General features: G+C 67.6%; 21 protein-coding genes and 1 pseudogene. 10 read left to right on the top strand and 12 right to left on the bottom strand.

The features are described 5' to 3' along the window. Positions 1–6 precede the first annotated feature (6 nt). The gene (locus ACFRKB_RS17195; RefSeq protein WP_383106650.1) at positions 7–723 is read right to left on the bottom strand and encodes a PadR family transcriptional regulator; all 717 of its coding nucleotides are present in this window, start codon (positions 721–723) and stop codon (positions 7–9) included. Positions 724–1,092: 369 nt separating this feature from the next. On the opposite strand from ACFRKB_RS17195, the gene ACFRKB_RS17190 reads away from it, so the two are divergent. Both ACFRKB_RS17190 and ACFRKB_RS17185 read left to right on the top strand, forming a co-directional pair. Then, positions 1,093–3,711: a transglycosylase domain-containing protein gene (locus ACFRKB_RS17190; RefSeq protein ID WP_383106648.1), complete on the top strand. Its 2,619-nt coding sequence runs from the start codon at positions 1,093–1,095 to the stop codon at positions 3,709–3,711. A 137-nt stretch (positions 3,712–3,848) separates the two neighbouring features. Beyond that, entirely contained in the window at positions 3,849–5,339 is a 1,491-nt protein-coding gene (locus ACFRKB_RS17185) for a glycosyltransferase family 87 protein (protein ID WP_383106647.1), read from the top strand. 138 nt (positions 5,340–5,477) lie between these two features. Here ACFRKB_RS17185 and ACFRKB_RS17180 read toward each other — a convergent pair whose 3' ends face one another. The 3 genes from ACFRKB_RS17180 to ACFRKB_RS17170 form a co-directional block, all read right to left on the bottom strand. Next, positions 5,478–6,509 carry an alanine racemase gene (locus ACFRKB_RS17180; RefSeq protein WP_383106646.1) on the bottom strand — a complete coding sequence of 344 codons (1,032 nt, stop codon included), beginning with the start codon at positions 6,507–6,509 and terminating at the stop codon, positions 5,478–5,480. A 79-nt stretch (positions 6,510–6,588) separates the two neighbouring features. Then, a complete protein-coding gene (locus ACFRKB_RS17175; RefSeq protein ID WP_365976780.1) occupies positions 6,589–7,707 on the bottom strand; it encodes a lipid II:glycine glycyltransferase FemX in 1,119 nt (372 codons plus the stop codon). A gap of 111 nt (positions 7,708–7,818) precedes the next feature. Continuing rightward, the gene (locus ACFRKB_RS17170) at positions 7,819–8,133 is read right to left on the bottom strand and encodes a hypothetical protein (protein ID WP_383106644.1); all 315 of its coding nucleotides are present in this window, start codon (positions 8,131–8,133) and stop codon (positions 7,819–7,821) included. A 270-nt stretch (positions 8,134–8,403) separates the two neighbouring features. Between ACFRKB_RS17170 and rpsF the strand changes: the two genes are divergently transcribed. The 4 genes from rpsF to rplI all read left to right on the top strand — a co-directional run bounded on the left by rpsF (position 8,404) and on the right by rplI (position 10,107). After that, the gene (gene rpsF / locus ACFRKB_RS17165; protein ID WP_006604399.1) at positions 8,404–8,694 is read left to right on the top strand and encodes a 30S ribosomal protein S6; all 291 of its coding nucleotides are present in this window, start codon (positions 8,404–8,406) and stop codon (positions 8,692–8,694) included. A gap of 74 nt (positions 8,695–8,768) precedes the next feature. Then, the gene (locus tag ACFRKB_RS17160) at positions 8,769–9,362 is read left to right on the top strand and encodes a single-stranded DNA-binding protein (RefSeq protein WP_249951482.1); all 594 of its coding nucleotides are present in this window, start codon (positions 8,769–8,771) and stop codon (positions 9,360–9,362) included. A 43-nt stretch (positions 9,363–9,405) separates the two neighbouring features. Further along, the gene (gene rpsR / locus ACFRKB_RS17155; protein WP_003967857.1) at positions 9,406–9,642 is read left to right on the top strand and encodes a 30S ribosomal protein S18; all 237 of its coding nucleotides are present in this window, start codon (positions 9,406–9,408) and stop codon (positions 9,640–9,642) included. 18 nt (positions 9,643–9,660) lie between these two features. Beyond that, positions 9,661–10,107 carry a 50S ribosomal protein L9 gene (gene rplI, locus ACFRKB_RS17150; protein ID WP_030354350.1) on the top strand — a complete coding sequence of 149 codons (447 nt, stop codon included), beginning with the start codon at positions 9,661–9,663 and terminating at the stop codon, positions 10,105–10,107. A 130-nt stretch (positions 10,108–10,237) separates the two neighbouring features. Here rplI and ACFRKB_RS17145 read toward each other — a convergent pair whose 3' ends face one another. After that, complete coding sequence (locus ACFRKB_RS17145) at positions 10,238–11,575, bottom strand: MATE family efflux transporter (protein WP_383106642.1); 1,338 nt, start codon at positions 11,573–11,575, stop codon at positions 10,238–10,240. Between the two features lie 422 nt (positions 11,576–11,997). Between ACFRKB_RS17145 and dnaB the strand changes: the two genes are divergently transcribed. Further along, positions 11,998–13,476: a replicative DNA helicase gene (gene dnaB, locus ACFRKB_RS17140; RefSeq protein WP_365976782.1), complete on the top strand. Its 1,479-nt coding sequence runs from the start codon at positions 11,998–12,000 to the stop codon at positions 13,474–13,476. 69 nt (positions 13,477–13,545) lie between these two features. Here the strand turns inward: dnaB and ACFRKB_RS17135 are convergent, their stop codons facing one another. Next, positions 13,546–14,511 (bottom strand): aldo/keto reductase, encoded by a 966-nt coding sequence (locus tag ACFRKB_RS17135; RefSeq protein ID WP_383106641.1) that lies wholly within the window; start codon positions 14,509–14,511, stop codon positions 13,546–13,548. Between the two features lie 41 nt (positions 14,512–14,552). Then, positions 14,553–14,924, bottom strand: a pseudogene (locus ACFRKB_RS17130) (VOC family protein); the annotation flags it as partial. Between the two features lie 96 nt (positions 14,925–15,020). Between ACFRKB_RS17130 and ACFRKB_RS17125 the strand changes: the two are divergent. Then, a complete protein-coding gene (locus tag ACFRKB_RS17125) occupies positions 15,021–16,412 on the top strand; it encodes a serine hydrolase domain-containing protein (RefSeq protein ID WP_383106640.1) in 1,392 nt (463 codons plus the stop codon). Positions 16,413–16,537: 125 nt separating this feature from the next. On the opposite strand, the gene ACFRKB_RS17120 is transcribed toward ACFRKB_RS17125, so the two are convergent. The 4 genes from ACFRKB_RS17120 to ACFRKB_RS17105 form a co-directional block, all read right to left on the bottom strand. Further along, a complete protein-coding gene (locus ACFRKB_RS17120) occupies positions 16,538–17,605 on the bottom strand; it encodes a restriction endonuclease (protein ID WP_383106638.1) in 1,068 nt (355 codons plus the stop codon). 116 nt (positions 17,606–17,721) lie between these two features. Continuing rightward, positions 17,722–18,174, bottom strand: a complete 453-nt coding sequence (locus ACFRKB_RS17115) for a GNAT family N-acetyltransferase (protein WP_383106637.1) — start codon at positions 18,172–18,174, stop codon at positions 17,722–17,724. A gap of 48 nt (positions 18,175–18,222) precedes the next feature. Beyond that, entirely contained in the window at positions 18,223–19,089 is an 867-nt protein-coding gene (locus ACFRKB_RS17110; protein ID WP_383106636.1) for a GNAT family N-acetyltransferase, read from the bottom strand. 5 nt (positions 19,090–19,094) lie between these two features. Continuing rightward, a complete protein-coding gene (locus ACFRKB_RS17105) occupies positions 19,095–19,637 on the bottom strand; it encodes a DUF2269 domain-containing protein (RefSeq protein ID WP_383106634.1) in 543 nt (180 codons plus the stop codon). 76 nt (positions 19,638–19,713) lie between these two features. Between ACFRKB_RS17105 and ACFRKB_RS17100 the strand changes: the two genes are divergently transcribed. Together ACFRKB_RS17100 and ACFRKB_RS17095 are read left to right on the top strand one after the other, a co-directional pair. Continuing rightward, positions 19,714–20,352, top strand: coding sequence for an HAD family hydrolase (locus ACFRKB_RS17100; protein ID WP_383106633.1), 639 nt, complete (start codon positions 19,714–19,716; stop codon positions 20,350–20,352). Between the two features lie 341 nt (positions 20,353–20,693). Beyond that, a complete protein-coding gene (locus ACFRKB_RS17095) occupies positions 20,694–22,454 on the top strand; it encodes a globin domain-containing protein (protein WP_383106631.1) in 1,761 nt (586 codons plus the stop codon). 72 nt (positions 22,455–22,526) lie between these two features. Here the strand turns inward: ACFRKB_RS17095 and ACFRKB_RS17090 are convergent, their stop codons facing one another. After that, the gene (locus tag ACFRKB_RS17090; protein ID WP_365976790.1) at positions 22,527–23,006 is read right to left on the bottom strand and encodes an NUDIX hydrolase; all 480 of its coding nucleotides are present in this window, start codon (positions 23,004–23,006) and stop codon (positions 22,527–22,529) included. Positions 23,007–23,009 lie beyond the last annotated feature (3 nt).

Below are 23,009 nucleotides of genomic sequence, written 5' to 3'. Positions count from 1 at the left end.
AGGACCTCACTTGGCGGTGTCCGCGGACGGATCCGGCGGGCCGGGATGTCCCGGGGGCGTACCCCCGGAAGACGCGGCATCCCTGTGCCGGGGCAGGCCGTCCGCTTCTCCTGATGTGTCTTCCTGCTCAGCGGGACTCCCGGGGCCGGACCGTCTCTGATCCCGTCCCGCCCGCTCGCTTTCGATGAGCTCGTTCAGCCAGCGCACCTCGCGCTCCACGGACTCCATGCCGTGCCGCTGAAGCTCCAGCGTGTAGTCGTCGAGGCGCTCGCGGGTACGGGCCAGGGAGGCGCGCATCTTCTCCAGACGCTCCTCCAGCCTGCTGCGGCGGCCCTCCAGCACCCGCATCCGCACCTCCCGCTCCGTCTGGCCGAAGAAGGCGAACCGAGCCGCGAAATGCTCGTCCTCCCAGGCGTCGGGACCGGTGTGGGACAGCAGCTCCTCGAAGTGCTCCTTACCTGCCGCCGTCAGCCGGTAGACGATCTTGGCGCGGCGCCCCGCCAGCGAAGCGGCGAGCGCGTCCTCCGGAGCGCTCCCCGGCTCCTCGATCAACCAGCCGTTGGCGACCAGCGTCTTGAGGCAGGGATAGAGCGTCCCGTAACTGAAGGCGCGGAAGATCCCCAGCGAGGTGTTGAGCCGTTTTCGCAGCTCGTAGCCGTGCATGGGGGACTCGCGGAGCAGACCGAGGACAGCGAACTCAAGGATGCCCGAGCGTCTGCTCACCCGTCGCCTCCTTCGCTGTCCGGACTCTTATGCCGTACTGATGTATCGACTCGATACATCCCGACGATAGAACGGAGTGGAGGATGCGACAAGAGGGGTCATGGTGAACGGCGTCACATCACCAATTCTCAGGAAGCAACTTGCCTGATTTAGGGTGAACTTCAGCTCTCGGGGGGTTTTGACCGTGCGTAGTCTGTGCGGCATGCAGACCACCGGGAACCGCCTGACGCCGGTAAGCGTCAAGACTGTCGGCTCACCGGATGCATACCGGATGAGCCCGATGCCGGACCGGTCCGTATTCATTTCGGGGGGACCGGAACTCAACTGCCGCTTCCAGGCGTCCGCGCCTGCCCGAGGAGTAGTCGTTCGATGAGCGAGCACCGTCGCAAACCGCCGCAGCCGCAGGGTGGCGGTCGTGCCGCGGCCAGGCGAGCCGCCCAGCAGCCATCCGGCCGCCGCGCGGCCCCGTCCCGAGAAGCCGTTTCGGCCTCACCCTCCGGCTCGTACGGAGAGGAGCCGCCCTACGGTGGCCGTGCCGCGGCCAGACGAGCCGCCCAGCGCGGTGGCCGCCGGCGCGGCGCGGACGCCGCGGCCGCCGCCGGACGTGGCGGATCCGGCCGCGGTGAGCCGTACAAGAAGCGGCTGATCGACTACCCCCGCCAGGGCAAGTACGGCTGGCGGCGCTGGGTGCCGTCCTGGAAGCAGACCACCGGACTCGGTATCGCCGTCGTCGGCTCCGTCATGGTCGCCGGGACCATCGCCTACGCCCTGGTGCAGGTGCCGGACCCCAATCTCGCCTCGAAGGCCGAGAACAACGTCTACTACTGGGACGACGGCACCCAGATGGTCGCCACCGGCGGCGAGGTCAACCGGCAGATCATCCCGATCGAGAAGATCCCCGATGAGATGCAGAACGCGGTGATCTCCGCCGAGAACAAGACCTTCAGGGACGACTCGGGCGTCGACCCGATGGGTATCGGCCGCGCGCTGGTCAACATGGCCAAGGGCGGCAACACCCAGGGTGGTTCCACCATCACCCAGCAGTACGTCAAGAACGCCCGGCTGGGCGACCAGAGCCAGACCCTGAGCCGCAAGTTCAAAGAACTCTTCATCTCCATGAAGGTCGGCACCGAAATGGAGAAGCCCGAGATCATGGCGGGCTATCTCAACACCTCCTACTACGGGCGAGGCGCCTTCGGTATCCAGGCCGCCGCCCGTACCTACTACGGCAAGGACGCGTCCGAGCTGAACGCCAGCGAGTGCGCGCTCCTGGCCACGCTCCTCAAGGGCGCGACGTACTACGACCCGGCCGGCCAGACCTCCATCGACCCGAACGCCACCGCGGCGGCGAACACGGAGAGAGCCACCAAGCGCTGGAGCTGGATCCTCGACGAGATGGTGAAGGACGGCCACCTCGACGCGGCCGAGCGGGCCAAGTACACCAAGTTCCCGATGCCGGACGGATTCAAGAAGAACACCGAGCAGAGCGGACAGATCGGCTACCTGGTCGACCTCGCCAAGGCGTACTTCGTCAACAACAACACCAGGGGCATCACGGCGGACGATCTCTCCAGGGGCGGCTTCGAGATCCACACGACCTTCAACAAGAAGAAGGTCGAACAGCTGAAGACGGCCGTCGAGAAGGTCTACGACGCCAACATCGACCCCAAGGAGCGCCCGAAGACGGACACCCACGTCCAGTTCGGCGGCGCCTCCGTCGAGCCCAGCACCGGCAAGATCATCGCCATCTACGGTGGCGAGGACGCCACGAAGCACTTCACCAACAACGCCGACCAGACCGGCGCGCAGGTCGGATCGACCTTCAAGCCGTTCGTCCTGGCCGCGGCGATGCAGGACGGCGTACGCGACCCGGCCGACGGCACCCGCACACCCGTCTCGCCCGACAAGACCATCTACAACGGCGACAACAAGCTGAAGATCAAGAACTACGACGGTTCGATCTGGACCAACGAGGAAGACAAGGAGTGGCTGCAGGTCAACGACGGCGACAAGTCGTACGGGCCCATCGATCTGCGCTACGCCATGCAGGAATCCGCCAACTCCCCGTTCGTCCAGCTGGGCATGGACGTCGGCATTCCCCAGGTGCGCGACGCCGCCATCAGCGCCGGGCTGCTCAACAACTCCCTCGCCCAGTCGAACGTGCCGTCCTTCTCGATCGGTATCTCCGACCCCAGTGCCATCCGGATGGCCGGCGCCTACGGGACGTTCGCCTCCAGCGGCAAGCAGCGCGACCCCTACTCCGTCACCAAGGTGCTCCAGAGCGGCAAGTCCGTCTACGAGCACGAGACCAAGGTGAAGAACGCGTTCGACTCGGCCGTCGCGGACAACGTCACGGACGTACTGAAGACCGTCGTGGAGAAGGGCACCGGTAAGAACGCCCGGCTCCCGGGGCGCGAGGTGGCCGGCAAGACCGGTACCACCGACGGCAACAAGTCGGCCTGGTTCGTGGGCTACACCCCGCAGCTGTCCACCGCCATCGACATGTACCGGATGGACGACGACGCGACGAACAAGAACCGCGAGTTCCTGAAGATGTTCGGCACGGGTGGCCAGGACAAGATCCACGGTGCCTCGTTCCCCTCGGAGATCTGGCACGACTACATGGCGGAGGCGCTCAAGGGGCAGGAGGCCGTGAAGTTCCCCGAGCCCGAGCCCATCGGATCGGCCTGGTACGGCGGCGGCACGTCCCCGTCCCCGACGCCGAGCGAGTCGCCGTCCGAGTCGCCGAGCGAGTCGCCGTCCGAGTCGCCGAGCGAGTCGCCGTCCGAGTCGCCGTCCGAGTCCCCGTCCTCCTCGGAGTCCTGCAACCGGCCCTTCGGCTGCGGTAACGGCGGCGGCAACGGAGGCAATGGGGGCAACGGAGGGAACGGAGGCAACGGCGGGCCCGGCGGAGAAAGCGGCGACCCGCCCCCCTCCTCGAGCGAGAGCGCCGACAACGGCGGCATCTTCGGAGGTCCCGGAGGCTGACCGCCGCCGGCCCGGGAGCTGACCGCCCCCACGGCGCCCGCCACGAGGGCCGCCGCACCGGCACGTACCCACTCGGGTACGCGCACGGCGCGGCGGCCCTCGCCGCGTTCCGGGCGACGTACGGCAGGATGGGCGCCATGCCCAGCGCAGAAGAGACATCCGTGGACCAGGACCGGCCGGACGTGCCGCCCACGCGGCGCGACGAGATCGCCGCGGCCGGCAGCGAGCTGATCGGCGGCCCCGTCGGACGCTGGGCCTGGCTCGGCAGCAGCAGGTTCACCCTCGTACGCGTCGTCGCACTCGTGGCGATCGGCATGTTTGCGCTGGGCATGGCGCAGAAGATGCCCTGCTACAACTGGGCCTGGTTCCGCGGCGCCAGCTCCCAGTACACCCACGCCTGCTACTCGGACATCCCGCACCTCTTCCTGGGGCGCGGCTTCGCCGACAACCTCGTGCCGTACTTCGACCGCCTCAACGGCGACATGGAGTACCTGGAGTACCCCGTACTGACCGGCCTCTTCATGGAAGTCGCCTCCTGGCTCACACCGGGCGGCTCCCTGCAGTACCGCGAGCAGATGTACTGGATGGTCAACGCGGGAATGCTGATGATCTGCGCCGCGGTCATCGCGGTCTGCGTCGCCCGCACCCACCGCCGCCGCCCCTGGGACGCCCTGCTCGTCGCCCTCGCGCCCGCCTTCGCACTCACCGCCACCATCAACTGGGACCTGCTGGCCGTAGCGCTCACCGCCGCCGCGATGCTGATGTGGTCACGCGGCCGCGCCCTGGCCTTCGGCATCCTCATCGGCCTCGCCACCGCCGCCAAGCTCTACCCCGTACTGCTCCTGGGACCCCTGCTCCTGCTGTGCTGGCGCGCCGGGAAATTCCGCGAGTACGGAACGGCGGTCCTGGGCACGGCCGCCGCATGGCTGGCGGTGAACCTGCCGGTCATGGTGCTCGCACCCGAAGGATGGAAGAAGTTCTACACCTTCAGCCAGGAGCGCCAGGTCGACTTCGGCTCCTTCTGGCTGATCATCACCCAGCGCACGGGCCAGTCCCTGGACGTCGGCACCGTCAACAACTGGGCGATGCTGCTGATGCTCCTGGCGTGCGCGGGCATCGCGACGCTCGCCCTGACAGCCCCGCGCCGGCCGCGCTTCGCCCAGCTCGCCTTCCTCGTCGTCGCCGCCTTCATCCTCACCAACAAGGTCTACTCACCGCAGTACGTCCTGTGGCTCGTCCCGCTGGCGGCCCTCGCCCGCCCGCGCTGGCGCGACTTCCTGATCTGGCAGGCCTGCGAGGTCATGTACTTCCTCGGCATCTGGATGTACCTCGCCTACACGACAAGCGGCGACGCCCACAAAGGACTGCCCACCGAGGGCTACCAGCTCGCCATCGCCCTGCACCTGCTGGGCACGCTCTACCTGTGCGCGCTGGTCGTACGGGACATCCTGATGCCCGAGAAGGACGGCGTACGCACCGACGGCTCAGACGACCCGTCGGGCGGCGTACTGGACCGCGCGGAGGACAGATTCGTACTCGGCGGCGCGGCCCGGCCCACACAGCACCTCACCCAGACGGTGGAGGCGCCCCGGGTCGAATGGGGAGTACGGCCGCCAGGAGCCGCCTGAGCGGCCCCCGGGCCCCCGCACCATTCCAGGGGGCCCCTCACACATCCGAAAGGCCGCAGAGCGCCCCTGAAGCGATCTGCGGCCTTTCCGATGTGCGTTCCGTGCGACGCCCGTGCGACGCCCCGTGTGAGGTCCCGCTCAGCGGTCGACGAGACGGTCGAACTGCGTCGTCGTATGCCGCAGATGCGCCACCAGCTCATCCCCGACCTTCGGCTCCCGCGCGTCCGACGGCACGAACAGGATCGACACCTGCATATGCGGCGGCTCCGCGAACCAGCGCTGCTTACCGTCCCAGACGAACGGCGACAGATTGCGGTTCACCGTGGCCAGACCCGCCCGCGCCACACCCTTCGCCCGCGGCATCACCCCGTGCAGCGCCTTCGGAGCCTCCAGACCCACCCCATGGGACGTCCCCCCGGCGACCACCACCAGCCAGCCATCGGAAGCGACCTTCTGCTGGCGATAGCCGAACCGGTCCCCCTTGGAGACACGGGTCACATCCAGAACAGAGCCCCGGTACTCGGTCGCTTCATGATCACCCAGCCACAGCCGCGTACCGATACGGGCCCGGAAACGGGTCTGCGGGAACTGCTGCTGCAACCTGGCCAGCTCCGTGGAGCGCAAATGACTCACGAACATCGTGTGCAACGGAAGCCGCGCCGCACGCAGCCGGTCCATCCACGCGATGACCTCCTCCACCGCGTCGGAACCGTCCGCACGGTCCAGCGGAAGATGCAGGGCGAAACCCTCCAGCCGCACATCCTCAATGGCCGCGTGCAACTGGCCGAGCTCCTCCTCCTTCACGCCATGGCGCTTCATCGAACTCATGCACTCGATGACCACACGAGCGCCCACCAGCGCGAACACACCATCAACGGACGAGACGGAACGCACCACCCGATCGGGCAGCGGCACCGGCTCCTCACCCCGCCGGAACGGCGTCAGCACCAGCAGGTCACCACTGAACCAGTCCTTGATCCTCGCCGCCTCGTAGATGGTCCCCACAGCCAGCATGTCGGAACCGAAACGCGTGGTCTCATCAGCGAGACGCTCATGACCGAAGCCATAGCCATTGCCCTTGCAGACCGGGACCACCCCGGGAAACTGCTCGATGACCGACTTCTGGTGCGCCCGCCAGCGCGCGGTGTCGACGTAGAGGGAGAGCGCCATGCCGGTCCGGAACCTTTCTCTCGGCTGCCGTGGATCGAAGAGATGAATGAACGAGGGGGGAGGAAACGAACAGCCGCGGTCAGCGGCGCGACATATAGATGTCAAGCGCCTTGTGCAGCAGCTTGTTGAGCGGGAAGTCCCACTCACCGATGTACTCGACGGCCTCGCCGCCGGTACCCACCTTGAACTGGATCAGACCGAAGAGATGATCGGTCTCATCGAGCGAGTCCGAGATCCCGCGCAGGTCATAGACCGTCGCACCCATCGCGTACGCGTCACGCAGCATCCGCCACTGCATCGCGTTCGACGGCCGGACCTCACGCTTGTGATTGGCCGACGCACCGTACGAGTACCAGACATGACCACCGACGATCAGCATCGTCGCCGCCGCGACATTCTCACCCTCGTGACGGGCGAAATACAGCCGCATACGGTTCGGGTCCTCGTTGTTCAGCACCGTCCACATGCGCTGGAAGTACGACAACGGGCGCGGCCGGAAATGATCCCGCTCAGCCGTGATCTCGTACAGCCGCTGCCACTCACCGAGATCCTCATAGCTGCCCTGCACCACATCGACGCCGGCCTTCTCGGCCTTCTTGATATTGCGCCGCCACAACTGGTTGAAGCCCTTGAGGACATCGTCCAACGACCGGTTCGCCAGCGGCACCTGGAAGACATACCGCGGCTGCACATCACCGAAGCCCGCGCCGCCGTCCTCCCCCTGCTGCCAGCCCATCTTCCGCAGCCGGTCGGACACCTCGAACGCACGCGGCTCAATATGCGTCGCCTCGACATCACGCAGCCGCTTCACATCCGGATCCTGGATACCCGACTTGATCGCACCCGCGTTCCACCGGCGGATCACCACCGGCGGACCCATCTTCACCGAGAAGGCACCCTGATGCTTCAGATGCGCCAGCATCGGCTGCAGCCACTCGTCCAGATTCGGGGCGTACCAGTTCAGCACCGGCCCCTCGGGCAGATACGCCAGATACCGCTTGATCTTCGGCAACTGACGGTAGAGCACCAGCCCCGCACCGACCAGCTGGCCGTTCTTGTCGAACCAGCCCAGATTCTCCGAGCGCCACTCCGTCTTGACGTCAGCCCACGCCGGGACCTGGCAATGACTCGCCGCCGGCAGACTCTGGATATACGCCAGATGCTGCTCTCGACTGATGGTCCTCAGGGTCAGGCTCATGCGGGGCGCTCCTCGGCAGGTGTGTCCCCATCGATACAGGGGCTCCGGCTCTCGCGCCGAAGCCTACTGCGCCGATGGAGCGCCCCGTCTGGCTGTGGGCGGAGCGTCCGGCTATCCGAGGACCCCACCGAACAGTCCGCCATGCGCCATTCCGAGGAAGAACCCGACCGCCGAGGCACCGAGCCCGATGATGATCAGGAACCGTTCACGCGTCGTCACGGAGATGAACTGCCCGTACGCACCCGTCAGGACCCCCACCAGCCCCGCCCACGAACTGAGCAGATGCAGATTGTGGAAGAAAGCCGAGACGAAGGCGAGAACGCCCAGCGTCAGCGTCACCACAACCAGGGTGTCCTGGAGCGGATGACGCTTGCCGTCCGTGGAGAACAGAGAAGTGGCGGAGTTCGGTCGCATTGCCTGTGCCATCTGGCACCTCCTGGCCTTGCCGGAAGGCGGCGCATCGTAGCGCCGCGCACACCCGATGTGTACAGATTGCGTCCGCAGGCGGCCGGATTTCAACCGGAAGCCGGTCTGTGAGTAGTCTGTACGGTCTGCACCGGTGTCTGCCCACGCCAGAACGATCCGCTCGCCCGGCGAGCCGCATTGTCAGTGGCGGCCGATACCGTTGCTCACGCATCACGACCCTCCTGCCACGGAACGACCGTGGCCGCTGAGTCCAAAGGAGGTGGGTTCCACATGCGTCACTACGAGGTGATGGTCATCCTCGACCCCGATCTCGAGGAGCGCGCTGTCTCCCCGCTGATCGAGAACTTCCTCTCCGTCGTCCGCGAGGGCAACGGAAAGGTCGAGAAGGTCGACACCTGGGGCCGTCGTCGTCTCTCTTACGAGATCAAGAAGAAGCCCGAGGGCATCTACTCGGTCATCGACCTGCAGGCCGAGCCCGCGGTCGTCAAGGAGCTCGACCGACAGATGAACCTGAACGAGTCGGTCCTCCGGACCAAGGTCCTCCGTCCCGAGACCCACTGAGCTCCTAGCTCAGAGGTCATCGGGTCCGAGCAGCAGCAAGCAGCCAGAAGCAATCCCCGCCGAGAGGTTCACCCATGGCAGGCGAGACCGTCATCACGGTCGTCGGCAATCTCGTCGACGACCCCGAGCTGCGCTTCACCCCGTCCGGTGCGGCGGTCGCGAAGTTCCGCGTCGCGTCCACTCCCCGCACCTTCGACCGCCAGACCAATGAGTGGAAGGACGGCGAAAGCCTCTTCCTGACCTGCTCGGTCTGGCGTCAGGCGGCGGAGAACGTCGCCGAGTCGCTCCAGCGCGGCATGCGCGTCGTCGTGCAGGGCCGGCTGAAGCAGCGGTCCTACGAGGACCGCGAGGGCGTCAAGCGCACGGTCTACGAGCTGGACGTCGAGGAAGTCGGCCCCAGCCTCAAGAACGCCACGGCCAAGGTCACCAAGACCACCGGCCGCGGTGGCCAGGGCGGCTACGGCGGCGGCCAGCAGGGCGGCGGAAACTGGGGCGGCGGCCCCGGTGGTGGTGGCCAGCAGGGCGGCGGCGGAGCACCCGCCGACGACCCGTGGGCCACCAGCGCGCCGGCCGGCGGCGGCCAGCAGCAGCCGCAGAGCGGCGGGGGCAATGGAGGCGGCTGGGGCGGAAGCTCCGGCGGCGGCTACTCGGACGAGCCGCCCTTCTAGGGCGGGCTCGTACCCCACTTCTTGATCACACAGGAGAAACACCATGGCGAAGCCGCCTGTGCGCAAGCCTAAGAAGAAGGTCTGCGCATTCTGCAAGGACAAGACCCAGTACGTGGACTACAAGGACACGAACATGCTGCGGAAGTTCATTTCCGACCGTGGCAAGATCCGTGCCCGCCGCGTCACCGGCAACTGCACGCAGCACCAGCGTGACGTCGCCACGGCCGTCAAGAACAGCCGTGAGATGGCGCTGCTGCCCTACACGTCCACCGCGCGATAAGGGAAGGGTGACCGAATCATGAAGATCATCCTCACCCACGAGGTCTCAGGCCTCGGTGCCGCCGGCGACGTCGTCGACGTCAAGGACGGCTACGCTCGCAACTACCTGGTCCCGCGCGGTTTCGCGATCCGCTGGACCAAGGGCGGCGAGAAGGACGTGGCGCAGATCCGCCGGGCCCGCAAGATCCACGAGATCGCCACCATCGAGCAGGCCAACGAGATCAAGGCCCGCCTCGAAGGCGTGAAGGTGCGTCTGGCTGTTCGCTCCGGCGACGCCGGCCGCCTCTTCGGCTCCGTCACCCCGGCCGACCTCGCCTCGGCGATCAAGTCCGCCGGTGGCCCGGAGGTCGACAAGCGCCGCATCGAGCTCGGTTCGCCGATCAAGACCCTGGGCTCGCACCAGGTGTCCGTCCGGCTGCACCCCGAGGTCGCCGCGAAGCTCGGCGTCGAGGTCATCGCCGCCTGAGCAACAGCGCTCAGCAGTACAGGGAGAGGGCCGCACCCCCGAAGGGATGCGGCCCTCTCGCCGTTCCTGAGAACGCCTGGAACAGTGCCATGTTTCCCGTTTCACGTGAAACATGGCATGTGCTCTTCCATCAGCGGGTGGCGCCCGTGACCAGCCAGCGACCCGACCGGGTACGCAACCAGAGCGTCAGCAAACGGACGCCCATCATCAGCCCCATCGTCCACCACAGAGCCGTCAGACCACCGCCCCAGGCAGGCACCAGCAGAGCGACCGGGGCAAAGACCGCCAGCGTCACCAGCATCGCTCCCGCCAGATACGGGCCGTCCCCGGCACCCATCAGCACACCGTCCAGCACGAAGACGATCCCCGAGATCGGCTGCGTAACGGCCACCACCAACAGAGCCGGCAGCAGCGTGTCCCGCACCACCTGATCACCGGTGAACAGCGGAATGAACAGCGGACGCGCCGCCACGATCAGAACGCCGAGCACCACACCCACCGCGACCCCCCACTGCACCATGCGCCGACAGGCCTCCCGGGCGCCCCGAGTGTCACCCGCCCCCAGATAGCGGCCGATGATCGCCTGCCCCGCGATGGCGATCGCATCGAGCGCGAAAGCCATCAGACTCCACAACGACAGAATGATCTGATGGGCCGCGACATCCGCGTCTCCCAGGCGGGCGGCGACCGCCGTCGCGATCAACAGAACCGCGCGCAGCGACAGCGTACGAACCAACAACGGCACCCCGGCCTGGGCACTCGCCCGTATCCCCGCCGCGTCGGGACGCAGCGACGCACCATGCCGACGCGCCCCCCGGACCACCACCACCAGATAGACGGCCGCCATGGCGCACTGAGCCAGCACCGTCCCCCAGGCGGAGCCGGCGATCCCCAGACCGGCCCCGTAGACGAGCACGACATTGAGCACCGCGTTGGCACCGAACCCGCCGATGGCGACATACAGCGGCGTCCGGGTGTCCTGGAGCCCGCGCAGCACACCCGTGGCGGCCAGCACCACCAGCATGGCGGGGATACCGAAGCTGGAGATCCGCAGATAGGTGACCGCGTACGGGGCGGCGGTGTCCGAAGCCCCGAACAGACCGACAAGCCACGGCGCGGCGGGCAGCGTGACGGCGATCACCACCGCGCCGAGCAGAAGCGCGAGCCAGATGCCGTCCATGCCCTGACGGATGGCGGCCTGGAGATCGCCCGCGCCCACGCGCCGGGCCACGGCCGCCGTGGTGGCGTAGGCGAGAAAGACGAAGATGCTCACCGCGGTCGTCAGCAGGGCCGCCGCGATCGCCAGACCGGCGAGTTGCGGGGTGCCGAGATGGCCGACGATCGCGCTGTCCACCATCACGAAGAGCGGCTCGGCGACGAGGGCGCCGAAGGCGGGAACGGCGAGGGCGATGATCTCGCGATCGTGCCGTCGGGCACCGGTCCTGGATATCGCGGGAGCCTTTGTCATGCGCTCAATCTAATCTTCCACAGGTAAGTGACGCAATGCGCATGTAGTCCTTACTGATCCGCTCGGTGAGGGATCGGCTGTGTGCCGTTTGTTGTGATCTTGGTCCAGTCGGGAAAGTTTTTCTCCCCCACAGCCAGTGGACGGAAAAAGCCCAGCTCAGGAAGGGTGTGGCGGGGGTGTTATGAGTTTGTCCACAGTGCTGTCCCCCGGTCCGTGCACAGGTTCGCCAAGGTTCTCCACAGCATCTGATCGGTCGTCCACATGGCCTGTGGATAACCAGATTGGCTGACGGTGCCCGCGGGCCTACCGTGGACCGGCGTCCGACGCGCCGGAACCGGAGACAGGCCTCTCGTTTTGTCAGTGTCGTGCCGTAGAAAGAGTGGCACGGCGAGGTCCGCTGAGCGGACGTGAGGAGGTGGCCGGTGAGCATTCCCGAGCCATTGGACGACCCTTGGACCGACGCCGGTCCCAGTGACCGTCTGCCTGTCTCCCGGCAGCGCCGTGGCGAGGGCCGGGGCCGCGAGGAGCAGCATGAGCGCGGCCAGGACAGCGGCGCCTGGGACGGAGGGTCTCCCGGGTTCGAGCGGGTGCCGCCGCAGGATCTCGATGCCGAGCAGTCGGTTCTCGGCGGCATGTTGCTGTCGAAGGACGCCATCGCCGACGTGGTGGAGATCATCAAGGGGCACGATTTCTACCGCCCCGCGCATGAGACGGTCTTCCAGGCGATCCTCGACCTCTATGCGAAGGGGGAGCCGGCCGACCCGATCACGGTCGCGGCCGAGCTGACCAAGCGGGGTGAGATCACCCGTGTCGGCGGGCCGTCGTATCTGCACACGCTGGTCCAGTCGGTGCCCACGGCGGCCAATGCCTCGTACTACGCGGAGATCGTCCATGAGCGGGCGGTGCTGCGGCGGCTTGTCGAGGCCGGCACGAAGATCACGCAGATGGGATACGCGGCCGACGGCGATGTGGACGAGATCGTCAACTCCGCCCAGGCCGAGATCTACGCCGTCACCGAGCAGCGGACCAGTGAGGACTATCTGCCGCTCGGGGACATCATGGAGGGCGCGCTCGACGAGATCGAGGCGATCGGTTCGCGCAGCGGTGAGATGACCGGTGTGCCGACGGGCTTCACGGATTTCGACTCTCTCACGAACGGGTTGCACCCGGGCCAGATGATCGTCATCGCGGCTCGTCCCGCCATGGGTAAGTCGACGCTCGCTCTGGACTTCGCGCGGGCCGCGTCGATCAAGAACAATCTGCCGAGTGTGATCTTCTCGCTCGAAATGGGGCGCAATGAGATCGCGATGCGTCTGCTGTCGGCGGAGGCGCGGGTGGCGCTGCACCATATGCGATCGGGCACGATGACGGACGAGGACTGGACCCGGCTGGCCCGTCGTATGCCGGATGTCTCGCAGGCTCCGCTCTATATCGATGACTCGCCGAATCTCTCGATGATGGAGATCCGGGCGAAGTGCCGGCGGCTGAAGCAGCGCAATGAGCTGAAGCTGGTGATCATCGACTATCTGCAGCTGATGCAGTCGGGGGGTTCGAAGCGCGCCGAGAGCCGTCAGCAGGAGGTCTCGGACATGTCGCGAAACCTGAAGCTGCTGGCCAAGGAGCTGGAGCTGCCGGTTATCGCGCTGTCGCAGCTGAACCGTGGTCCGGAGCAGCGTACGGACAAGAAGCCGATGGTCTCCGACCTGCGTGAGTCGGGTTCGATCGAGCAGGACGCGGACATGGTGATCCTGCTGCACCGCGAGGACGCGTACGAGAAGGAGTCGCCGCGCGCGGGTGAGGCCGACCTCATCGTGGCCAAGCACCGTAATGGTCCGACGGCGACGATCACGGTGGCGTTCCAGGGCCACTACTCACGCTTCGTGGACATGGCCCAGACCTGACCCGCAGCGCGGCCGTCGGCGCTGCTGGGCCGGCCCCGATCGAACGATCGGGGCCGGATCGGTTGCGGGTCAGGCGTAGAAGTTGCGCTGCCAGCGGTGCTTGGCGAGCAGGGTGAGCCGGTCGTCGGTCAGCAGGTGTCCGTCGCTCACGGCGGTGTTGCGCTCCACGTTGCGTACGGTGCGCATGCCGGGGATGACGGTGGAGACGGCGGGTGCGCTGAGTACGTACCGCAGTGCGGTTTCCGCGATCTGGTCGGGGGCGATGCCCAGCTCGGTGGTGATCGCGTTGACGTGCTGCTCGACCTGGGCGGGGCGGTCGTCGCGGAAGTAGCGGCTGCGGAAGTCGCCGTCGGGGAAGGTGGTTCCGGCCGTGACGCGCCCCGTCAGGCCCCCTTCGTCGAGGGCCACCCGGACGATCACACCGACTCCGTGTTCCTGGCAGGCGGGGAGCAGGGTGTCGGCGGGGGCCTGGTCGAAGATGTTGTAGATGACCTGCACGGTGTCCACTACGCCGCTGCGGACGAGGGCGAGGGCGTTGTCGGGCTGGTGGTCGTTGATGGATACGCCGAAGAGGCGGATCTTCCCTTGCTGCTTCAGTTCGGCGATGGTCTCCAGCCAGTCGCCGCGGCCGACCCATTCGTCGCTCCAGACGTGGAACTGGAGCACGTCGAAGTGGTCCAGGCCGCTGACGCGCAGGCTGGTCTCCAGGCTGTCGCGGATATGCGCGCCGGGAAAGGTCTCCGCGGGGTCCAGCCCGTCGGGGGCGGGCCAGATGCGGTTCTTCGGGGGCACCTTGGTCGCCACGTACACCTGGTCACCGGCCCGCTCACGGATCACCTGGCCGACGATCCGCTCGCTCTCGCCGTAGCCGCGGGCGGTGTCGATGAAGTTCACGCCCCGGTCGATGGCGCGGTGCAGTGCGCGTAGGGACTCGTCCTCCGTGGCGCCCACCCAGCCGGACTCGCCGATGCCCCAGGCGCCGTAGCCGATCTCGGACACCGACAGTCCACTGCGTCCCAGCTCGCGGTAGCGCACAGTTCTCCTCAACGTCGTGGTTGGTCAGGGTGGTTGGCTCAGGATGTTCGTTCGGCGGCGCTGCGTTCCACACAGAATTCGTTGCCTTCCGGGTCGGCGAGGGTGACCCAGCCGGCGCCGTCGGGGCGTCGGTGGTCGCCCACGAGGGTGGCGCCGAGGGCGAGAAGGCGGTCCACTTCTTCGTCGCGGGTGCGCTCCTGGGGCTGGAGATCCAGATGGACTCTGTTCTTGGTGGTCTTGGTCTCGGGCACCTGGATGAACAGCAGCGTGGCGCCCTCCGACGCGAGCAGTGCTTCCGGGTCGCCGGGCTTGTCGTCGTCCGCCAGGGAGGCGCCGAGGACCTTGGCCCAGAAGCTGCCCAGGGCGTAGGTGTCCGCGCAGTCGATGGTGATGTGGCGTACCAGGGATGTCATGCGGTCACTCTGATCATTCCGGCCGTTTCTGTCCAGGGTGACGCTGTGGTGCGAAATGAAGTCGACCGGGCGGCTTGTCGCCGGTAGATGTGGAGCATGACCTCATCTCCTGAAGAGTTGCTGCCCAGTACGCGGCGCGCCCTGTTGCATCGCATTGCCCGAGCTCAGGCCGAGGGACGTGCTCCGTCACTGGTCGGCGCCGTGGCGCGGGAGGGGCGGATGGTGTGGGCGGGAGCGCGTAGTTGTGTGGAGGGGCATGCTCCGGACGCGGATACGCAGTACCGCATCGGGTCGATCACCAAGACGTTCACCGCCGTGCTGGTGCTGCGGCTGCGTGATGAGGGGCTGCTTGATCTGAATGACCCGCTGGAAAAGCATCTTCCGGGCAGCGGGGTCGGCGAGGTCACGGTCGCTCAGCTTCTCGGTCATAGCGCGGGTTTGAGCGCGGAGACTCCGGCGCCTTGGTGGGAGCGGACTCCGGGTTCGCTGCGACCGGAGCTCGCGGATGTCCTCGGTGAGCGGCCCGTGCTGCACCCTGCGGGGCGGCGTCACCACTACTCGAATCCGGGGTTCACGCTGCTCGGTTCGCTGGTGGAGGCGGTGCGTGGGGCGTCCTGGGAGGAGGTGCTGCGGCGTGAGGTTCTTGAGCCGTTGTCCATGGACCGTACGTCCGCGCGGCCGGTGGCTCCGCACGCGGGCGGCTGGGCTGTGCATCCCTGGGCCGATGTGATGCTGCCCGAGCCGGCGGAGGACCTGGGGCTGATGGCCCCCGCCGGACAGCTCTGGTCGACGGCCGCCGATCTCTGCCGCTTCGCGGTCTTCCTCGCGGAGGGGGACGAGAAGGTCTTGAGCGCGGAGTCTGTGCGGGAGCTGCGGACGCCGGCCGTGCCGCCGGAGGCCGGGGAGTGGAACGGCGGATACGGGCTCGGGACGCAGCTTGTCCGGCGGGGGGACCGGACGCTGGTGGGCCATACGGGTTCGCTGCCCGGCTTTGTCGCCGGCCTGTGGGTCAGTGTGGAGGACGATGTGGCCGCGGTGGTGCTGGCCAATGCCACCTCGGGGCCGTATGTCGGGGCGATCGCCGCTGATCTCATCGGCATTGTGGCGGACGCGGAGCCGCGGATCCCCGAACCGTGGCGTCCGCTGCCCGAGGCCGACCGGGAACTGCTGGAGCTCACCGGGCCGTGGTACTGGGGTACGCATCCCTGCGGGCTGAAGTGGTCCTCGGACCGGGGCCTGGAACTGAACCCGCTGCGAGGCGGCGGACGTGGTTCCCGCTTCGTGGTGCAGCCGGGTGGCGACTGGAGAGGGCTCGATGGCTACTACGCGGGGGAGACCCTGCGGGTGGTGCGTCGCCCTGACGGCTCGGTGAGCCATCTCGACCTCGGATCGTTCGTCTTTACGCGTGAACCGTACGGGCCGGATGACGCGGTCCCCGGGGGTGTGGACGCGAAGGGCTGGCGCGGCCTCGGGGAAATGAGGGAGTAGAGCGACGGTGATGTTTCACGTGAAACCGGTCACACCGGCCTGCTGGCGGTAGCGCGTGCGCGCGCGTGCGCGGCTCCGAAGCCGCAAGCGTGGATTGCGGCTTCGGGCCTGCACGCGCATGCGGACTACCCCTGGAGCACGCGGAGCTTTGCCCCGTTGTTCCACGCCTCCAGCAGGCCGCGGTGGACCGCCGTCATATCGTGCCGCGCGGCGAGCAGGAGGGCGTCGCGGGTGAAGGGGCAGGTGGCGACGAGCAGCGCGATGTCGGCCTTGTAGTCGAGTTTGGCCATCCCGATGAACTGCTGTACGTCACCGCTGGTGATGGTCGCGGCGGGGGTGCGTGCCTTGCACTGGACGACCAGGCGGCGTCCGTCAGGGGCGTAGGCCAGGATGTCCGCGCCGGTGTCGCCATGTCCGCCGGTGACCGTGACCTGGTCGCAGCCGTCCCGTCGGCAGAGCCACGCGATGTGCTGCTCGAACTGATGCGGGTTCATGGCGTCGAGCGCGTTCATGGAGCCGGCCGCCTCACGTTCACGCAGGATGCGCTTGAGGCGGGTCACTTCGTCATCGAGCGCATCGATGCGGGCGCGCTGCTCGCCGTCGTTGCGGACCGCGATATTGAGAACCGGGACGATGGTCCGGTCGATCGCGGTACGGACCGCTTCTTCGGCGATGCGTGTCATATCCGCGCGTGCCGTGTCCGTGTCGGTGCGGGTGGCCATGTGCCGGGCGACGCCCTCGGTGATGCGCTCGTCGACCCACTCGGCAACCCTGTGGAAAAGGTTATCCACAGGGGCGGCGTGCTGCTTCGCTTCGGCGTTGAGCAGGTAGGTGCGCACCTGACGTGCGACGATGCTGTCGCGGAGCAGCATGGCGGTGTTCAGAACGGCCCGCCGGGAGAAGACTCCGATGGAGCGGCTGCGGGACGAGATGCCACAGACTTGCTTGAAGCAAGTCAGTTGCTCGCCTTCGAGGACGCGGTATCCGTTGGATGTGAGTTCGGCCCGGTGATCGTGGATCACGGCCCAGATGACGGTTTCGCCGACTTCGAAGTAGGCGGCGACGTCCTTTGTGGTGGCGTGGAGGCCGTCCGGTGACAGGGCCAGTTGTTTGACCTTGTCGAGGACGTCGTCGCGTTCCGCGACGCTCGCGCGCAGTGCTCTGGACTCGGTCAGAGCTATCTCGTTGAGCATGTGGTCCGTCGCCTCCCGGGCCGGGTGGGGCCAGTTCGAGTTGGGGGACGGGATCCGGACGCACGTCCGGCCCCCTTGCCGGAGGCAACGAGCCAAAACGGATAAGGGTGCGGTTTTCAGATACTCATCTTGAAACCGACATGTGAGGCGGTGAAGCCGAGTCGCTCGTAGAAGCGGTGGGCGTCGGTGCGGCTGGCGTCGGAGGTCAGCTGGACCAGTTGGCAGCCCTGGCGGCGGGATTCGTCGACCGCCCATTCGATGAAGCGGGTGCCGAGTCCGCTGCCGCGCTCGTCGGCGTGGACGCGTACGGCTTCGATGATGGAGCGGGTGGCGCCGCGCCGGGAGAGTCCGGGGATGATCGTGAGCTGGAGTGTGCCGATGACCCGGCCGTCGCGTTCGGCGACCACGACGTGCTGGTTCGGGTCGCGGGCGAGTCGTTCGTAGGCTTCGGTGTACGGGGTGAGGTCGTCGGGGGACTCGCGCTGGGCGCCCAGGGGGTCGTCCGCGAGCATCGCCACGATGGCGGGGATGTCGTCGTGCGTGGCGGGCCGTATGGTCAGATCGCTCATGATCCGCAGAGTACGCCGGAGGGTGACAGCGGGGCCGGACGGGGAGGCTCAGCCGGTCGCCATGCTCAGTGGTGCGAACCGCCGGGACCGGTCGCCGGGCAGGTCCCGGTCGCCGTATGCCATGAGTGTGGTGAGGGTGACCGATTTCAGGCCGTGGTCTTTGAGCCAGTTCTGCAGTTCTTCGTGGCGCAGGTCGATGACGGTGCGTACGGGGCGGTCCGCGCCTGTGGCCAGGGCGGAGATCAGCGCTTTCGCTGTCTCTGTGTCCCGGGCGATCAGCGGGCCGATGACATCGGCGGCCGGTGTGGGCCAGGCCGCCGCGTATCCGATGAGGGTGGAGCCTTCCTCCGCGACTCTGAGCCGGTCGGCGAAGGCGGGAAGCCGCGCGATGAGATGGGTGCGGTCTGCTCCGAGGACTTCGGTGTCCAGGCGTACGAGGGCCGGCAGGTCGCCGGCGGCCGCGGGCCGGGTGGTGATCCGCGGTGGGTGTTCCGGTGACCGGAGGTGTCCGAGGAGCGTCTCGGCTTCGCCGATGTCGGTGAAGCCGAGCTTTTCGTAGAGCGGGCGTCCGAACGGCGTGGCGTAGAGGGTGAGAGGGGTGTTCCCGGTCTCGTGCAGTGCGTGGTTCATGAGCCGTCGCCCGAGCCCCTGGCGGCTGTGCCGTCCGGCGACGAGCAGCATGCCGATGGCGGCGAGTTCGGGGCGGTCCGTGGGGCCGCACGAGGTGACGACGCATACGGCGGCCAGCCCTTTGTCTACAGGGTCGTCGATGCCGTAGGCGGTGCTCGCCGTGAGCAGCAGGCCCCATTTGTGCTCCTCGCGTGCCCAGCTGCGGTCCTCGGCGAGATCTGCGCAGGACTTGAGGTCGCTCAAGGTCAGACGGCGGATCGGCTGTGCGGAGAGCGGTGTCGGCATAAGGGTCAGGCTGTCGGAGCCGGTGATCGTTCGTCCACCGTTTTACGAGAAGTGTTCCGACGGGATGTGGCTGTGTGCCGCAGGCGCCGGCCGCGTCGGGTGAGTCCCCAGGGTTTGAGTACGGAGATCGCTGTCATGAAGAGATAAGCGCAGCTTGCGACGGTGGGCGCGGCGACGAGGCTGTTGTCGGGGAGTCCGGTGGCTGCGGCGTCGTTGATGGTCGGTCGCAGGGCGAAGACGGTTGCCGCGAGGGTGATCAGGGTGAGCCAGAACTTGATCCATACCCAGCGGTGCCGGGCCAGGCCCCAGGGGGTTCCGAGTGAGAGCAGCACTCCGCTGATGAGGGCGAGCAGGGCGATGGGGATGATCAGCCAGTCGGCGAGGATCTTCATGGCGCGGTAGGCGGCCTGTGTGGTGGTGGCGTCGTTGGTGAGGAAGGCGGTGACGCCGAGGGTGAGGAGCCCGAGGGTGAGGCCCAGCCAGCTCACGGAGGTGGCGACATGGGTGACGAGGAGGGTCCGGCGCGCGGGCCGCTTGAGTTGTTTCACGTGAAACACGGTGCCTGGCGGCGGGGTGTGGGGCGTCTGCCCGTGGGAGTAACCGCGCGTACTAACCTCGGCGTACATGGCGAGCGTGCGCAGACTTCATCTCTTCGATCTCGATGGAACGCTGATCCGTGGTTCGGCGGCGGCTGTGGAGATTTCCCGGCAGCTGGGGCTGGGCGCCGAAATCGCGGAGCTGGAGCGTGAGTTCCTGTCTCTCGGGCTGGCGCCGGACGAGTTCGCGGTGCGGGCCCGGGAGCTGTGGGCCGAACTCACCATGGTGCAGGTGGCGGCGGCTTTCGAGGGTGCGCCCTGGCTGCTGGGTATCCGTGAGGTCTGGGCGGATATCCGGAAGCGGGGGGATTACTGCGCTGTTATCTCCTTGTCGCCCGACTTCTTTGTCGGAAGGCTGCTGGAGTGGGGTGCGCATGCCGCTCATGGTTCTCGCTGGCCGGTGCTGCCTTTCACCGAGCCGGTCGACCGGGCGGGCATTTTGAACCCGGCTGCCAAGGTGAAGATCGCGAACCAGCTGTGTGCAGAGTTCGGGGTGAGCCTGGACGACTGCGTTGCCTACGGTGATTCGATGTCGGACGCGGAGATCTTCGCGGCGGTGCCCCGGGCGGTGGCGGTGAATGCGGATCACCATCTGTCGGGGCTTGCTACCCACACGTACGCGGGGGGCGATCTGCGTGAGGCCTATGAACTGGTGCGCCTCCAGTGAACCGGTACGGCGTCGGCAGTAATACTCTGACCCGGAGGTGCCGCGGGAATCGCGGCCGGAATCCGGCGAATGAGCACAGGAGCGATGGAGCCTAACGGTAAATCCGGTGTGGATGCCCGGACTTCGCGCTCTTTGTCCCCTGTGGTGAGCCGACCCGTCATGCTGCGTGTACGGGCAGTGTGGGCAATGTCGCACTCCTTCACCTTGTGCCCGGATTGGGGCTTCGGAGGGGGTTAACGTGAGGTCTCAACAGTCCTAGTCAGAGCGGGGAATTGCTAGCGTATTTCCGGGCCAGCGGAAGTGCGCGGACCGACCGAAAGATGTTCGAGGCGAGGCACACCATGGACGCTCCGACCACCACGTCGGCCGACAACGGCACTTCCGGAGACGGCGGAGGAGGCGGTTGGTTCGCGCCCCGCAGAGCGCCGAAGGCCGAGGGCCGGCCGGACTCCGGGACCGCGGGCGGCGCGGAGGAGGCGGCGGACGGGGAGCGAATACCCGTCCCGAGTCGCTCACTTGCCTCCATACGCCCGGTGGGCTCCGGGGCGGCCCGTTCCGCTCCGCCCTCGCGCGACGGCGGAGCAGGGCATGAGGCGCGGACGGATATGGCGGCCCGGCGGCAGCCGGGGCCGGTGGATGACGTCCCCGAGGCATTCCGGCCGCGCGGCAAGGGAGTGCGCGGCGGAGACGGCCCTGCCCCTCATCCGCCGGTCCACGAGGGGCCCGCAACGGACGCTGCCGCAGACTCCGCCGCGGCCACCGTCGCAGCCGCCACAGGCCCCGCTACGGATCCCGCCGCGCCGGCCGGCAGCGGCGGTGAGCCGGTCTCCGGAACGGCGCCAGGAGCGGCGAAGCCGGCGGCACCGGTATCGGCCGCGCTGCCTCCCGAGGCACCGGCGCCGCAATCGTCCGCCCTGGCCCCTGCCGAGCCGTCCGCTTCCGCCGGCCTCTCCGCTCTCGCGGACGATCCGAACGCTTCGCCGGACGCGATCCTGGTCCGCCGTACGCTGGCCGAGATCGCTCCGGTCTCCGACCAGGTCACCTCGTACTTCTATTCGCTGCTCTTCGTCCGTCACCCGGATCTGCGCGGCCTGTTTCCCGTCGCCATGGACGCCCAGCGTGACCGGCTCCTCAAGGCGCTGCTGACCGCCGCCGAGCACATGGATTCCCCGGCCGTCCTGACGGGTTATCTCCGGCAGCTGGGCCGGGGGCACCGCAAGTACGGCACGCAGGCCACGCACTACCCCGCCGTCGGTGAGGCGCTTCTGGGCGCGCTGTCCCGTTACGCCTCGTCGAGTTGGGACGACGAGACCGAGGGCGCCTGGGTCAGGACGTACACCACGATCTCGCAGATCATGATCGACGCGGCGGCGGAGAACGAGCTGCACGCTCCGGCCTGGTGGCAGGCCGAGGTGGTCTCGCACGATCTGCGCACGTCCGACATCGCCGTCGTCACGGTCCGTCCCGATCAGCCGTATCCGTTTGTGGCGGGGCAGTACACCAGCCTGGAGACGCCGTGGTGGCCGCGGGTCTGGCGGCACTACTCGTTCGCCTCGGCGCCCCGTCCCGACGGTCTGCTGTCCTTCCATGTCAAGGCGGTTCCGGCGGGCTGGGTCTCCAACGCGCTGGTCCATCACGCCCGTCCCGGCGATGTGCTGCGTCTCGGCCCGCCCGCCGGTTCGATGACGGTCGACCACAGCACGGACAACGGTCTGCTCTGTCTGGGCGGCGGCACGGGCATAGCGCCGATCAAGGCGCTCGTCGAGGATGTCGCCGAGCACGGGCACCGGCGCCCCGTACAGGTCTTCTACGGCGCGCGCCATGACGAGGATCTGTACGACATCGAGACGATGCTGCGGCTCCAGAGCGCGCATCCGTGGCTGTCGGTGCGTCCGGTGGTCGCCGAGGGGCCCAGCCAGGGGCTTACGGGGCGGATTCCGGAGGCGGTGCGCGAGTACGGTCCCTGGCACGAGTACGACGCGTTTCTGTCGGGGCCGCCCGGGATGATCCGCAGCAGTCTCGACGCGCTCATGGGGGCCGGGATCCCTTCGGAGCGGATCCGCCACGACTCCCTCGAAGAGCTGGTGGGGGCGATCGGCTAGGTCCTGTCCGGCCCACGAAGATCGGCCGGACAGGACCTGGGTCCCGGAACCGGCGCGGTGGGGCCGGTGGTCTCAGCCCAGGTCGGGTGCGTGCATCGCGCGTACGCCCTCGATATTGCCGTCCAGGTAGTGCCGTAGTGACAGTGGTACGAGATGGACGGCGGCGATTCCGACGCGGCTGAAGGGCACTCGGACGATCTCGTACTCCCCGCAGGGCTCCTCGATCTCGGGGCCGTGTCGCAGTGAGGGGTCCATCGACGCCAGTCGGCAGACGAAGAAGTGCTGGACTTTGACGCCGGTCACGCCGCCGCCGGCGATATGTTCCACGGTGTCGACGAAGCAGGGCACCACATCCATGATCTTGGCGCCGAGCTCTTCGTGGACTTCGCGGTGGAGTGCGTCGACGACGGTGGTGTCCGTCGGCTCCACCCCGCCGCCCGGGGTGAGCCAGTAGGGATCGACTCCCGGCTTGGTGCGTTTGATCAGGATCAGGTCGTCGCCGTCGAGCAGGATGGCGCGTGCGGTGCGCTTGACCACGGGCCTTTCGGTCATGGG

This window comes from Streptomyces scopuliridis, assembly GCF_042790125.1.
Taxonomy (GTDB): domain Bacteria; phylum Actinomycetota; class Actinomycetes; order Streptomycetales; family Streptomycetaceae; genus Streptomyces; species Streptomyces scopuliridis_A.
The sequence above is the reverse complement of the archived record's forward strand: the minus strand, read 5'-3'. Positions and strand labels throughout refer to the sequence as shown.

Coding starts and splice junctions, on each gene's coding strand:
- ACFRKB_RS17185 (WP_383106647.1), top strand. CDS start 3,849: ATGCCCAGCGCAGAAGAGACATCCGTGGACCAGGACCGGCCGGACGTG.
- ACFRKB_RS17145 (WP_383106642.1), bottom strand. CDS start 11,575: ATGACAAAGGCTCCCGCGATATCCAGGACCGGTGCCCGACGGCACGAT.
- rplI (WP_030354350.1), top strand. CDS start 9,661: ATGAAGATCATCCTCACCCACGAGGTCTCAGGCCTCGGTGCCGCCGGC.
- ACFRKB_RS17160 (WP_249951482.1), top strand. CDS start 8,769: ATGGCAGGCGAGACCGTCATCACGGTCGTCGGCAATCTCGTCGACGAC.
- rpsF (WP_006604399.1), top strand. CDS start 8,404: ATGCGTCACTACGAGGTGATGGTCATCCTCGACCCCGATCTCGAGGAG.
- ACFRKB_RS17170 (WP_383106644.1), bottom strand. CDS start 8,133: ATGGCACAGGCAATGCGACCGAACTCCGCCACTTCTCTGTTCTCCACG.
- ACFRKB_RS17175 (WP_365976780.1), bottom strand. CDS start 7,707: ATGAGCCTGACCCTGAGGACCATCAGTCGAGAGCAGCATCTGGCGTAT.
- ACFRKB_RS17180 (WP_383106646.1), bottom strand. CDS start 6,509: ATGGCGCTCTCCCTCTACGTCGACACCGCGCGCTGGCGGGCGCACCAG.
- ACFRKB_RS17190 (WP_383106648.1), top strand. CDS start 1,093: ATGAGCGAGCACCGTCGCAAACCGCCGCAGCCGCAGGGTGGCGGTCGT.
- ACFRKB_RS17125 (WP_383106640.1), top strand. CDS start 15,021: ATGACCTCATCTCCTGAAGAGTTGCTGCCCAGTACGCGGCGCGCCCTG.
- ACFRKB_RS17100 (WP_383106633.1), top strand. CDS start 19,714: ATGGCGAGCGTGCGCAGACTTCATCTCTTCGATCTCGATGGAACGCTG.
- ACFRKB_RS17115 (WP_383106637.1), bottom strand. CDS start 18,174: ATGAGCGATCTGACCATACGGCCCGCCACGCACGACGACATCCCCGCC.
- ACFRKB_RS17095 (WP_383106631.1), top strand. CDS start 20,694: ATGGACGCTCCGACCACCACGTCGGCCGACAACGGCACTTCCGGAGAC.
- rpsR (WP_003967857.1), top strand. CDS start 9,406: ATGGCGAAGCCGCCTGTGCGCAAGCCTAAGAAGAAGGTCTGCGCATTC.
- ACFRKB_RS17110 (WP_383106636.1), bottom strand. CDS start 19,089: ATGCCGACACCGCTCTCCGCACAGCCGATCCGCCGTCTGACCTTGAGC.
- ACFRKB_RS17090 (WP_365976790.1), bottom strand. CDS start 23,006: ATGACCGAAAGGCCCGTGGTCAAGCGCACCGCACGCGCCATCCTGCTC.
- ACFRKB_RS17120 (WP_383106638.1), bottom strand. CDS start 17,605: ATGCTCAACGAGATAGCTCTGACCGAGTCCAGAGCACTGCGCGCGAGC.